Origin of the sequence: Adlercreutzia rubneri (genome assembly GCF_009755265.1) — a bacterium.
Taxonomy (GTDB): domain Bacteria; phylum Actinomycetota; class Coriobacteriia; order Coriobacteriales; family Eggerthellaceae; genus Adlercreutzia; species Adlercreutzia rubneri.
On sequence record NZ_WPOO01000002.1, the window covers coordinates 199,146 to 211,681 of the forward strand.

14 protein-coding genes are annotated in these 12,536 nt (G+C 61.1%); 10 read left to right on the plus strand and 4 right to left on the minus strand.

Annotated elements, in window-relative coordinates; translation table 11 throughout:
- The first annotated feature begins 44 nt into the window (after positions 1 to 44).
- The 4 genes from GO707_RS02355 (at position 45) to GO707_RS02370 (ending at position 2,080) form a co-directional block, all read left to right on the plus strand.
- Positions 45 to 674, plus strand: coding sequence for a hypothetical protein (locus GO707_RS02355; RefSeq protein WP_157011886.1), 630 nt, complete (start codon positions 45 to 47; stop codon positions 672 to 674).
- 456 nt (positions 675 to 1,130) lie between these two features.
- Positions 1,131 to 1,625, plus strand: coding sequence for a DUF3990 domain-containing protein (locus GO707_RS02360; RefSeq protein ID WP_181869645.1), 495 nt, complete (start codon positions 1,131 to 1,133; stop codon positions 1,623 to 1,625).
- A gap of 6 nt (positions 1,626 to 1,631) precedes the next feature.
- Entirely contained in the window at positions 1,632 to 1,871 is a 240-nt protein-coding gene (locus GO707_RS02365; protein WP_114538962.1) for a hypothetical protein, read from the plus strand.
- Positions 1,868 to 2,080: a DUF3791 domain-containing protein gene (locus tag GO707_RS02370; RefSeq protein WP_114538963.1), complete on the plus strand. Its 213-nt coding sequence runs from the start codon at positions 1,868 to 1,870 to the stop codon at positions 2,078 to 2,080. The genes GO707_RS02365 and GO707_RS02370 overlap by 4 nt, the downstream gene beginning before the upstream one ends.
- A 129-nt stretch (positions 2,081 to 2,209) precedes the next feature.
- On the opposite strand, the gene GO707_RS02375 is transcribed toward GO707_RS02370, so the two are convergent.
- From GO707_RS02375 to GO707_RS02385, 3 genes are all read right to left on the minus strand, one after another.
- Positions 2,210 to 2,677, minus strand: a complete 468-nt coding sequence (locus GO707_RS02375) for a hypothetical protein (protein ID WP_114538964.1) — start codon at positions 2,675 to 2,677, stop codon at positions 2,210 to 2,212.
- A gap of 73 nt (positions 2,678 to 2,750) precedes the next feature.
- Positions 2,751 to 4,160, minus strand: coding sequence for an RNA-binding domain-containing protein (locus GO707_RS02380; protein ID WP_173114905.1), 1,410 nt, complete (start codon positions 4,158 to 4,160; stop codon positions 2,751 to 2,753).
- Positions 4,161 to 4,316: 156 nt separating this feature from the next.
- Positions 4,317 to 4,841 (minus strand): ferredoxin domain-containing protein, encoded by a 525-nt coding sequence (locus tag GO707_RS02385; protein WP_114538965.1) that lies wholly within the window; start codon positions 4,839 to 4,841, stop codon positions 4,317 to 4,319.
- 194 nt (positions 4,842 to 5,035) lie between these two features.
- On the opposite strand from GO707_RS02385, the gene GO707_RS02390 reads away from it, so the two are divergent.
- From GO707_RS02390 to GO707_RS02415, 6 genes are all read left to right on the plus strand, one after another.
- Positions 5,036 to 5,905: an ABC transporter ATP-binding protein gene (locus GO707_RS02390; RefSeq protein WP_181869646.1), complete on the plus strand. Its 870-nt coding sequence runs from the start codon at positions 5,036 to 5,038 to the stop codon at positions 5,903 to 5,905.
- On the plus strand, positions 5,902 to 6,714 hold the full coding sequence (locus GO707_RS02395; protein WP_114538967.1) for an ABC transporter permease: 813 nt from the start codon (positions 5,902 to 5,904) through the stop codon (positions 6,712 to 6,714). Before GO707_RS02390 ends, GO707_RS02395 begins: the two co-directional genes overlap by 4 nt.
- 180 nt (positions 6,715 to 6,894) lie before the next feature.
- Entirely contained in the window at positions 6,895 to 8,499 is a 1,605-nt protein-coding gene (locus tag GO707_RS02400; protein ID WP_114538968.1) for a helicase HerA-like domain-containing protein, read from the plus strand.
- A gap of 26 nt (positions 8,500 to 8,525) precedes the next feature.
- The gene (locus GO707_RS02405; protein WP_114538969.1) at positions 8,526 to 9,389 is read left to right on the plus strand and encodes a glycoside hydrolase family 25 protein; all 864 of its coding nucleotides are present in this window, start codon (positions 8,526 to 8,528) and stop codon (positions 9,387 to 9,389) included.
- A 184-nt stretch (positions 9,390 to 9,573) separates the two neighbouring features.
- Positions 9,574 to 10,635, plus strand: coding sequence for a nucleoid-associated protein (locus GO707_RS02410; RefSeq protein ID WP_114538970.1), 1,062 nt, complete (start codon positions 9,574 to 9,576; stop codon positions 10,633 to 10,635).
- A 114-nt stretch (positions 10,636 to 10,749) separates the two neighbouring features.
- Complete coding sequence (locus GO707_RS02415; RefSeq protein ID WP_114538971.1) at positions 10,750 to 11,607, plus strand: pyridoxamine kinase; 858 nt, start codon at positions 10,750 to 10,752, stop codon at positions 11,605 to 11,607.
- A 348-nt stretch (positions 11,608 to 11,955) separates the two neighbouring features.
- Here the strand turns inward: GO707_RS02415 and GO707_RS02420 are convergent, their stop codons facing one another.
- Positions 11,956 to 12,495: a winged helix-turn-helix transcriptional regulator gene (locus GO707_RS02420; protein WP_114538972.1), complete on the minus strand. Its 540-nt coding sequence runs from the start codon at positions 12,493 to 12,495 to the stop codon at positions 11,956 to 11,958.
- Positions 12,496 to 12,536 lie beyond the last annotated feature (41 nt).

The following is a 12,536-nucleotide window of genomic DNA, read 5'->3' on the forward strand; positions in this document are numbered from 1 at the left end:
GATTTGCGATCAAAAGATTTGACGCTTTGATATTAGGAGATAGCATGGGAAGATGGGACTTTAAGACGACGCCCGGCTGGCATTGGGAAAGCATAAAGCCTGGTGGTCAAGCGCGTTTTCGGGTTAAGGATAGCTGGATTGAGGAGACGCCGGCCGCAAAGTACCCCGGGCTAGCTCTTTTGGCTGGCGGAGAAATGTCGACCGGAAGATCTTTCAGCGACCCCTCCTCTGATCACTATTTGTATATTGCAGAAAGTCGCATGTCCCGCGATCGGGCTCATTCAAAGATAATCGATAAGCTGAGTACTGCTATCGGCTACGACAACGCAGTTCATCTCTTCAGCATTGCGCCTTCTGGTTACAGCGCAATCGGGCGTGAGATTCGATCGGGCGGAATTGACTCAACCATTTTCAACTTTATCCTTTCCAAAGATTGGCATTTCTCTCGCATGATGCCCGACGGGGGACAATCGCTAGCTCAAAAGCTCGATAAAGCTTTGTATTTCGACTCGGAGTCCTGGAATTTCCATACGCTTGCCATCAACGATGAAGTGGTGACTTATTCCTTCTATTTGGGCCCTGGCACTACGCAAGAGATGAACGTCTTCTCGCAATTCTGGGGAACAGACTCCAATACAGGCTGCAACTATTTCTTTAATAACATTGAAGTTTGAGGCGGTGGCTCTAAAGCTTTTCTGCATAATTAAGAGTGACATCGCATTCTGATCACCTTGCTGTGTTGAGGAAGCGCTCTATGCCAACGCAAAATGAAAGCACCGGAAGAGGTGATTCCTCGCCGTTCGGGGGCTTTATAGCTAAAGATAATGCCATTGCTTATGGTGTCAATGGATCTATTCTGCATTGGCATGGAGGAGGCGTTCGCGTAAGGCCCCATCCTCTGTCACTTGAAATCACGGACTGTGATTTCCAGATCCGCTTTCTTTCTTGACGAGCAGGTTCGACAGCTCCCCGTTATGCGCATTCCAGCCGATGCGTTGCCTGCGTAGAGAATCGGCACGTTCTCGGGTGGGTTGAAGCTTTGGGGCGTGCTATTCTGCCATCATGGGATGCGGTCCTTTTTAACCCGTCTCGGCCAGTGTAAGAGGTGTTATCCGAAAGGCGAGAACTTCATGCGGCTATACCATGCTTCAACTCAAACGGCCAGTGAGCCGAGGATTGTGAATCGTTCTCCCTACTTGGATTTCGGAACAGGGTTTTACACCACGACAAACCTTGCTCAAGCGGAGGATTTCGCTCGCAAGGCCTTTGTGCGCCGCGGCATGGAGGGGGCTCCGACGCTGAATAGCTACGAATGCGATATGGAGCGAGCCGGGCGCGAGCTACGCGTTCTCGAATTTTCCGAACCTAATGAAGAGTGGCTGGAGTTCGTCGTGCACAACCGAAAGCAAGGTCGCGATAAAGCACTCGAAGTGGACATTATCATTGGGCCCGTGGCGAACGATGACGTATTCACAACGGTAACGCTTTACGAGCAAGGGCAGATCACGGCTCGTGCTGCTCTGGAAATGCTAAAGATCAAAGAGCTTTTCACGCAAATACTTTTCTGCAACGATAAGGCGTTAGAGAGGCTGACCTTTGAGTCGGCGCGGACGGTGGAGAGGTGAGGACGAATGGCTAAGTCTCCGGAGCAGTTATCTGTGCTGCTCGGCACGGCGACGCTTCCCGGCTTGTTTGAGCGACTGGGCTTCACCGAGCCTTGCCAAATCGAGGAGTTCTATGCATCGAACTTTTATGAGCTGCTGCGCAATCCCGATAGCGGGCTGTGGCATCTCAGCTCGGCGGCTCTGGCGGATTTGTACCGGCAGGAAGTGGAGCGCGGCTTTTTCGACGACCCGGAGGAGCAGTCATGAGCAAGGAAATGCGGTTTCTCGTGTTCGCCATCGAGCACTATCGGCAGGCGAAGGGGCTGACGGGTCCGGAGGTGGCGGCTCTCTTTCGCGAAAAAGGACTCTCGCAATATGTGCTGGACAATTACTTTCTCTACCACATAGAGTCGCCCGACCTAATGGTTGCCGACATTGATCGCTATGTTGAAACGGGGGAGCGGCCGGCTCTTTAGGGGGTCGTTGAGGCGCAGTTAAAGCGGCCCGCTGCACTTTTTAGCATCTTCAAATTGCTAATTTATGCACTTTTGCGATTCTTCATACTGCATTTTGTAGGGATTCAGAAATCCTGAGCGTCAGCGCCGTTACAGCGCGCCTGCGCGGTAGGCCGTGATGGCGGCAAGGGTGATGTCGGCGAAGTGTTGGATGGCACCGACTTGAACCCAGCGGCCGTCCTCGCGGTAGCGCAGGGAGAGGTTGGCGTCGCGGCCGCGGCGCAAGTGTCCGATGGAGAGCGTCACGTTGCCGGGGATCTCCCGCGTGTCGATGTGGGTCTCGATGCTCGGACCGCCCAACGCCCAGGCAGCGAGGCCGGCGTCGGCAAGGCTTCCGGTCTCCTGGTAGACGGCAAGCGCCGCCCACAAGCCGAAGCCATCGTCTTCCTCGGTCTGGTAGACGTGCTTCTCAGTGCGTCCCGGCAGGCCGGCGCACACGATATGGGACTGCTTCGTGAAGTGGTAGCGCTGGCCGTTGGCGATAATGCCCCAGGTGAAAACCTCCCACCGGCCCGTGCCGTCCTTCGCTTCGAAACTTGCGAGTGCGTGGTCTGTCATGATGACCTCTCTAATCATTTTTGCGCGGACATGCCAGCCGCTGTGGCTGAGTTTTCAGGCGTTCCGAACGTTTCTATCGGGGGCATCGGCGGTACACGCGACTCCGACCATTGCCTTGCGGAGCGAGCTTACCCTGCTCAACGAGCTCGCTTATGATACGCAGGGCCGTTCTCCGGGAAATTCCTGTATTAGCCAGGTCGGCAGTTCGCACGCCCTCAGCGCTTTCCGCCAATTTCAGGGCAAGGGCGACAGCCTCGTCGGGCTCGTCCGCTCGAGTGGTGTGCTGCCCGAGCGGGCTGTGCACCGTTTCGGCAGCAGGAACCGTCGGTACGAACGCTCTGAAGATCAGGCCTTCCTCCAACTCGGGGTCGCGGCCCGTGTAGAGACGAGAATTCTTGAACAGCTCGCGCGTGCCGCTGCCCAGCTCTTCGGCCAGACCGATGTGCACGAAGAACGAAGCGATGAGAGGGTTCTTCGGGAGGGGGCTGAAGGTGTCAGGCTCCAAGGGCCCTTCGAAAGAAGCCCGGCTGGCGTTCTCGGTTCGAATGCCCTCATTGTCAATGATGACTTTTGCCGGGAAGGGGCTGGTGAACTCGCGATGAATGAGACAGTTGACGACCAGCTCGCGCACGATGGTATCGCGGGGGCTGAGGGCGAAGTCTCCTTCCATAAGAAAGCGGTCTGGAAGATGTTTCCTGCAGAACCCGGCGATCTGGGCATAGGCGTCTATGAGGTTGGTGGTAGCCACGAGCCGATCGTCGTGGCGGTTCGTGTCGTGCTGGCGCACAAGTGCATCGGTTTTGTAGGTGGGGCACAGCGATCGAATAACCTCGTCCTTGCCGAGAAGAACGACGGCTGCCAAGTTATAGCCCTGCTTTCCCGTTGAGTAGTCTTTGCCGAAGAGCCCGGCCGATTCGACGAGCTGCGCGTTCGTCATGGCTCCCCACGGATGGTCTTTTCTCTTCGCGAGAGCGAGTCGCCGGGCCTCGTCAATGAGGTCTTCTCTCAGGTCGCTCAGGGATACATGCTCGAAAATGCGCTGTTCGGTATAGATTCCCTGCTTGCGAATGCAGAGCTCGGCGAGAGGAGCGCTTCCGCGCACAACGACATCGGCATCCCCGCGCCGTTCGTATACTTTGCCCTTGTAGCTGTGCATCTGCGGGCTGTTGGGAACGTCGATCTTGATGATTTGGCGGTCACCGATCTCGATATGCTCGAATTCCATGGAGACGGGCACGTCGAAGGCGTTGGGGTTGTTGACGACATTGAGGACGTTTCTCGTGATGGGAAGCACCTGGGCTGGATCGATGCCCGTGAGAGAGCCGTCGTCCTCTACGCCGAGCAGGATAGTGCCGCCGAACGTGTTGGCGAACGCGCAGATGGTTTCGAAGAGATCCTTTTCAGGCTGGTTGCCGCAACGCTTGAATTCGATGCGGTCGTTCTCGCCCTCTTCGATAATGTCTCGCAGTTGATGCGCGTTCACGGTGACCACCCCTTCGGAATCGTGCCATGGCGCGATTATGGCGCGATTGGCGCGATTATGGCGCGATTATGGCGCGATTGGCGCGATTATGGCGCGATTGGCGCGATTATGGCGCGATTTCTGGAACATGCTGGAGCGGATGCGACCGCAGCTGACCTACCCGCGGTCGAAGAACGGGCTTTTGGAGCTGATGCTTACCGGGATAGCGTACACCTGCCCCACGCCTTCGCCGAGCAGGCTCAGCTGTTGGGCGGCTAGGCCGGCGGAGAACATGATGCGGGTGTCGACGCCGAAGGCCTGGGCGCGCGACACGGCGGCGCCGAGGGCGATGCCCACGTCTACGGAGTTCACCTCGCAGGGAACGCCTGGCGTGCGCTCGCCGCAGGTGGCGAAACCGCAGTGGCCGCAGTTGAGCCCCTGGGCTTTTTCGCGCGTGCCCACGAGCGCCATGCAGAGGCTTTTGCGCACACAGTTGGCGTCGCGCAGGAAGAATGCGAACCCGCGATCCTCGCCGACGGCCTCCATGGTGCAGGCGAGCGCTTCCAAATCGTCGCCGTCCACCACGGCGCATTCCACGACATCGACGCCTTTGCCCTTGGGCGCCGTCCGCGCTGCCACCACCATCTTCTGCGCGATGTCCAGCGCCTGCGCCTTTCGAATGTCCCTCTCGTCGTAAACCATGCCGCCTCGCTTTCGTCGCTTTCGCGCTTGTCGTGCGTTTCTGGTTCCATCTTACTACGGCAATCGCCTCGTATGGTCGAGCGCGTGCAGGCGCTCGCATAGCGACTGGATCACAAACGGTGGGCACTTGTTGCGGAGATCGCGGGGTCGGGTATCATGCTCGCATGGCGTTATTCGAGGCAGGACATATCGGGGTGCAGTTTCGTCGCGACGGGCAGCCGTTCGCGCCCTTTGCGGATGTGGGTTTCTCGCTGGAGGCGGGCTGCTTGTACAACCTCACGGGGCCTTCCGGATCGGGAAAGTCCACTCTGTTGAACGCGTGCGCGCTCATGCTGCCGCGCTCGGGCGGCACGCTGACGCTCGAGGGTGTTCCCGTTGATCGGTTCAAGCCGATGGAATGGCGCCGGCGCGTGTGCCTGGTGCCTCAGGCTGCGTCGTTGGTGCCCGGCACGGTGCGGGACAACCTGCTGTTTCCCTGGACGCTGAAGGTGAATGCCGGCTCGCCGAAGCCCGATGACGACGTGCTGAACGAGATGCTTTCCCTGGCGATGCTCGATGGCGTGACGCTCGATCACGCGGCGGCTCAGCTCTCGGGCGGCCAGCTTGCTCGGGTGGCGTTGCTGCGGGCCTTCGCCACACGACCGACCGTGCTGCTGCTCGATGAGGTGGAAGCGGCGCTTGATGAGGAGTCGGCCGTGGCCGTCAGTCGGCTTACGCGGGCGATGCTCGCGGGCGGGGCCGCCTGCTTGCGCATCCGCCATCGGGCCGAGGATGGCTACGCGTACGGGGTGTTCACGCTGGCCGATGGGAAGATGACCTACCATCAAAACGAGATCACGGCCGACAACGCACCCGCTACAAGCGCGGGGAAAGGATGCGACTCGCGAGCCGATGAAGTGCTTGCGAAGCTGAAGGCGGTGCCCAGTGCGCCTTCCGGTGTTTCCCCTCTTGTTGGTTCCGCATTCGACCCAGTCGCATCGCCAAGGAGCGACTCGCCGTCTTTGCGACCTGCGCCGGCCGACCGAAAGCCGGTCGAGCCCTCTGCGAAGGGGGGCTCCCGATGACCGGCGGCGTGGTGAACATCGGATATGTGGAACTGGTGGGCGCGAGTCTGCTCATGTTGGTGGCGGGCATCGTGTCGTGGCGCATGGGACTCGGGCAGACCCGCCGCATCGCCGTCTCTACCGTGCGGGCGTTTCTGCAGCTGCTCGCCATGGGCTTGCTTCTGGGCTACCTTTTCAAGTACCAGACGTGGTGGCTCGTGTGTCTGGTGCTGCTGGGCATGTGCATCGCGGCGACGCAGATCGCCACGGGCCGCACGAACAAGGTCGTGCGGGGGCTTTGGGCCGACGTCTTCCTTTCTATTACCGTGTCGTCCATGGTCATCGCGTTCATCGTGGTGGAAGGCATCATCCACGCCGATCCGTGGTACAACGCCATGCAGCTCGTGCCCATCTCGGGCATGATTCTCGGCAACACGCTGGCCGCGGCAGCGGTGGCCACCGACCGCCTGTTTGCTAGCATGGATTCCCGTGCGAACGAGATATACATGATGGTTGCTTTGGGCGCCACTCCGCGTGAGGCGGCGTTTCCTTCCATCAAGGCGGCGGTGGGCGCCGGCATGACGCCGCTTTTGGCCCAGCTGTCGGCGGCGGGCATCGTGCAGATTCCCGGCATGATGTCCGGCCAGATTCTGGCGGGTGCCGATCCTGTTATCGCGGCGAAGTACCAGATCGTCGTGCTGCTCATGATTTCGGCGGCCACGACGCTCTCCGTTGTGATCATCTGCTTTCTCGCTTACAAGAAGCGCTTCTCCGTCGAAGGCTACTACTTGTCGCCGGCCCTGCGCGACGATGCCGGCGGGGCGGCCTAGCCTGGCGGCGCGGCCTCACGGGCGAGACCAACTAGCCTGGCAGCGGACGTGACCTTCCGGGCGAGACCGCCTAGCTGGCAAGCCTACGGTATGCCAACGGGTTGGTGCGAGGCGGCCGGGCGGCCGGGGCGTTCCCGTACCATGGAGGCGACGTTTGCCCCGACCGGTTAGGAGGCTCCCATGCTCGAAGGCGATAAGATCAAGGTGGCGCAGGGCGAGAATCCCTGCTATCTGCTGCTGAACCAGGCGAACCGCCACGGGCTCATTGCAGGAGCCTCGGGCACGGGCAAGACGGTCACCATGAAGGTGCTGGCCGAAGGGTTCGCCCAGGCCGGCGTGCCTGTGTTCATGGCTGACGTGAAGGGCGACGTCACTGGTATGGCCCAACCCGGCGACGACACCGAGAAGGTGCGCGAGCGCGCGGCCGCTCTGGGCGCCGCAGGCTGGGAGCCTCGGGGTTGCGACGTGCGCCTGTGGGATATGCTCGGCGGCGACGGCGTGCCCGTGCGCATCACCATTTCCGACATGGGGCCCGACTTGTTGGCGCGGCTGCTGGGGCTGACCGACGTGCAGCGCGGCGTGCTGGCCATCGCCTTCCGCATGGCCGACGATAACGGCATGCTGCTCATCGATCTGAAGGACCTGCGCGCCATGCTCGGGTATCTCTCCGAACACGCCAGTGAGGTGGAAGCCTTGTACGGCCGCGTGTCGTCGCAGTCGGTCGGCGCCATTCAACGCGCGCTGCTCACCCTGGAAGATGCGGGCGGCGACATCTTCTTCGGCGAACCGGCGCTGGATATCACTGATTGGCTCGTGACCGACGATGCGGGTCAGGGCACCGTGAACATTCTGAACGCTGCGAAACTCATGGCATCGCCCCAGGTGTACGCCATGTTTCTGCTGTGGATGCTCAGCGAAATCTACGAGCTTCTGCCTGAGGCCGGCGATCTTCCCAAGCCCAAACTCGTGTTCTTCTTCGACGAGGCGCATCTGTTGTTCGACGACATGCCCAAGGAGCTGACCGACAAAATCGTGCAGACCGTGAAGCTCATCCGTTCCAAGGGCGTCGGCGTCTACTTCGTCAGCCAGTCGCCCGCCGACATTCCCGATGAGGTGCTCGCGCAGCTTTCCAACCGCATCCAGCACGGGCTGCGCGCCTACACGCCCGCCGAGCAGAAGGCGGTGCGCGCGGCAGCGGCGGCCTTCCGCGAGAATCCAGCCTTCGATTCCGCCGAGGCATTGCTGGAACTGGGCACCGGCGAAGCGCTCGTGTCGCTGCTGAATGAGGATGGCCAGCCGAGCATTGTGGAACGGGCGCGCGTGCTGCCGCCGGAGTGCCGCATGGCCGCTGCCGATGCGGCGACGCTGGAGGCGATCGGCGTGGCCCAGGCGCATCTGGTGGAGAAGTACGGCGAGGCCATCGATCGCGAGAGTGCCTACGAGAAGCTTGCCGCCGAGAAGAGCGCCGCTGCCGAGGCCGACGCGCTGGCTGCCGAGCGCGCCCAGCTGGAAAAGGAGCGCGCCGAATTCGAGAAGCAGAAGGCCGCCGAGGCCGATCGGGCCGCGAAAGCTGCGGCCAAGGAAGAAGAGCGTGTTGCCAAGGCTGCCGAAAGAGAGGCTGAGCGTGCCCAGAAAGCGGCCGAGAAAGAAGCCGAGCGCGCCGCTCGAGCTGCCGAGAAACAACGCGAGCAGGCCATGAAAACGGTCAGCTCCGTCATCGGCCAGATCGGGCGCGAGACGAGCCGGCAACTTTTGCGGGGGTTGTTTGGGAACTTGCGGAAGTAGGTTCTCGCTGCCGTACAATACTGCCCATGATATTGAATGGCCGCAACATAGATGGGCTGCGGGCGCCCCGGATCGCGACGCTGACGCGGCGACGCTTCGTGGCCGGTGCGGCGTGCGCAGTGGCGTGTGCGGCGGCGGGGCTGCTTGTCGGTTGCGGGTCGTCCTCTAAGTCGGCGGAGGTGGCCGCCATCGAGCCCTACGTGAGTCCCTACGATTGGTCCGGCCTCGTGCGCGAGGGCGAGAAGCTGGCGTACTACGAGAACGATGCGCTCTGTTCGCGCTGGGGCATCGATGTGTCGGAGCACCAGGGCAACGACATCGATTGGGCCGCCGTTGCCGACGCCGGCGTGCAGTTCGCTTTCGCCCGCATCGGCAACCGGGGCGCCACGGAAGGTGCGCTTTCCGCCGACGAGTTCTTCTTCCAGAACGCCATTCGCGCCGGGGAGGTGGGCATCCAGGTGAGCGCCTATTTCTTCTCTCAGGCGCTGACCGAAGACGAGGCTCGCGAGGAGGCCCGGTTCGCTCTGGACAACCTGCGCGAAACCGAGGCTGCGGGCGCCACGTTCTCCTACGTCGCCTACGACCACGAGCCCGTGGAAATCGAAGGCGCCCGAGCCAACAATCTTTCCAGCGACCAGCTGACCGCCAATGCCCGTGCGTTCTGCGAGGCCATCGCCGCGGCCGGCTACGCGCCCATGCTCTACGGAAACCAGCGCGACTTGCTGCGTCTCGCGCCCGAGCTGCGCGCCGCCTATCCAGTGTGGTTGGCCGAGTACGATGTGGAAGCTCCCACCGCGCCGCTCGACTTCGCCATTTGGCAGTACACCAACGCCGGCAGCGTCCCCGGCATCCCCGCCGACGTCGATTTGAATGTGTGGCTAGAGCCCTAGCGGATGGCCTTTTCCTATCTCTCCCCTATAATAGGTTGTGCAATCTGATCGGTTCCGACCGATCTTTCGTCATTTTGCAGCCATTTCAAACAGGGTGTTTGAGCTGGGAAAACTAGGGTTTTACCTGGTCAGAGCGTGGCTTGAAAATGACGAAAGATCGGCGTTTTCCACGAGAAGGAGTCCTGTGAACATCAACAACGCCATTCTGCATGTGTTCGATTTCGTGTCCTGCGTGAACGTGTTCGCGCAGGTGCCCATGGATCTGGGGAACAAGGCCGCCAAGCGCTACGTCACGTCCCAGGCCAAGCGGACTTTGAGCAACCTGGACAGCAAGCGCGGCACGTTCGCGGAGAACAGCCTGTTCGCCGAGGAGCTGCGCGCCTATTTCCGCGGCGAGCGCGATTTCGTGGGGCTGTCCCAGCAGATCGGCGAGTTCATCGTCGGCGAGCTGTCGCGCATGGAGAAGACGCCCTCGACCGACCTGCTCGTCGTCGATTTCGAAGGCGACGCCGACCAGACGGCGCGCGAGATGACCGACGAGGAGGCCGAGGCCGCCTACAAGGCCCGCGGCCCGCGCTACTTCGCGATCATTCTGCTGGAGAGCCGCCAGGCCTACATGCACGAAGTGGGCAGCAACGACTTCGGCGACACCGCTACCACCATCGCGCGGCACCACGCCATTCTGCCGAACCCGTCTCAGAAGGTGGCATCCTTCGCGCTCATCTCCGCCGACGACATGGCCGTGTGGTTCGTGGATAAGGAACGAGAGATTGCTGGCGAGAAACGCTGGATCATCCCCGATGGTCTGCTGCAGTGCTCCATGGAGGCCTCGAGTCGCGAAGTGCTGGAAGCGGTGACCACCGTGGTGGAAGAGGTCGCCGAGGAGTTCGGCGCCAACACGGCGGTGGCGCTTTCGCGGGCAAAGGCCTACGTGGCCGAGAATGCCGAGGAGTCCGACGAGGTGGACGCCCGCGAGCTGGGCCGCGAGGTGTTCGCCGACCAGCCCCGCGTCGCCGAGCGCTTCGAGGCCGCTGTGGAAAAGGGCGCCCTGCCCGAGCGCGTCGTGGTGGAAAAAGCCGTGGCCAAGCGGGTCACCAAGAGTCACAAGATCCGCACCGACACGGGCATTGAGCTCACCTTCCCGGCCGAATACGGTGAGAACTCCGATTTCATCGAGTTCTTCAGCACCCCGGACGGCCGCATCGAGATCGCGCTCAAAAACATCGGCGCGATTGAGAACCGCTAGGATACCTATCGGAAAAACCGAGGGCCGTGCGCCTGCAAGAGGGCTAGAATGGGGAACGATTCAACGAACGCCCCTTGCCGGCCCGCGCGGTCGGCCGATTTCGAAGGGAACCTTATGACGAACCTCTACGAACGCGAAGACGCCTACATCCCCCGCGTGGCCGCTATCCACGATTTGTGCGGCTACGGCAAGTGCTCGCTGGGCGTGGCCATTCCGGTGCTGTCCGCCGCCGGCTGCGACGTGTGCCCCGTGCCCACGGGCCTGTTCTCCAGCCACACCGCCTTCCCCGGCTGGTACATGCACGATACCACCGACATTCTGGGCGATTATCTGGCTGCCTGGGCGGGTATTGGCGTGGAATTGGACGCGGTGTATTCCGGGTTCCTCGGCGCCCCCGAGCAGGTAGACATCATCAAGCAGGTGTGGGAGACCTACCCGAAGGCCCTGCGCGTGGTGGATCCGGTCATGGCCGATCACGGCAAGGTGTACCCCACCTACACGCCGGAGCTGGTGGAAGCCATGGGTACGCTGGCCAACGGTGCCGACATCCTGACGCCCAACCTCACCGAGGCGGCCATCATCTTGGGTCGCGGGTGGCAGGGTGCCGACGTGGACGAGCCCACGGTGCGCGAGATGATTCTGGAGCTGCGCGAGCGCGGCGCGAAGAACGTGGTGCTGAAGGGCATCGAGCACGGCGACGGCCTCATCCACAACTACGTGTGGGGCGACGCCATCGACTTCACGGAAACCACCAACGCCAAGCTGCCCTACATGCTGCACGGCACGGGCGACGTGTTCGCGAGCACCCTGCTCGCTGCGGTGATGGCCGGCTCGAACCTGGCCGAGGCCACGGCCTTCGCCGCCGACTTCACGGCCGACGCCATGCTCATCTCCGCCAAGCAGCCCAATTTCGAAGACCGCGGCGTCTCCTTCGAGCCTTTGCTCGGGAAGGTGACAGCCCTGCTGGGGTAAAGGTTCGTGCTTTCGCGCGGCTCGCACCGGGAAGAGTGTGGGCCGCGTTGCAGAGCAGCACATCTACCGCAAGGGTTCGCTATTTTGCGAAATGATGCCGTAGGGCTGATTGAGGCTTCTCTGTATTTCCCCTATTTTTTCCCTTATTTCCCTATTTCTTCCCTTATTCACTTATTCCTTCTCTTATTTTGGGTTCTGAAGGGAAGAGAGGCACGGAAGGGGCTATCTCGTCGCCCATTCGGCCCGTCGCAGCGAAGCCCAGTTCTTCATAACGTGTGGCAAGAAGCTGGTGGAGCGCTGCCCAGTTAAGGCTCTGACCGTCGCCGAGCGGCCCTTCTCTTTCGAATGCTAGTCTTGTGTGAGGACTTCGGCGGCGGCAATGAGAGCCGCTCCATCTACGTGCGTCCGATATGAGTTGTTAATCTCAGCTTCCCAAGTTGCATCCGTCGGAACAACGCGGGCTACTTCATCGCCCTCTTCGTTTAAAGCAACGTAGGCATCGTCCTTGCGACGCACTATGAGCACCTCGCCGGTGTCGCAGCGCACCGAGCTCCGATGCTCGTGCAGCCGCGCGTACTGAGAGCCCCATTCCACCATTGAAAGCAGCACGGGTCTCAGGCTTTGGCCCAAGGCGGTAAGCGTGTACTCTACGCGAGGGGGCACTTCGGCGAAGGTCTCGCGGGTAAGCAGGCCGTTCTCCTCCATGGTACGCAAGTTCTGCGTGAGTACCTTGGTCGACACGCCGCCGAGGGCCTTGCGAATCTGCCCGAAACGTCGCGTTCCGTAGATAAGCTCTCGCAAAATAAGCACCACCCAGCGGCTACTGATGAGCGAAAGGGTAACTTCAACGGGGCAACGAGGAAGAGAATGAGCAGAAGGCGTGGTCATTTTACAGCTCCTACCTTAATAGATTCAAAATGAAACTATAT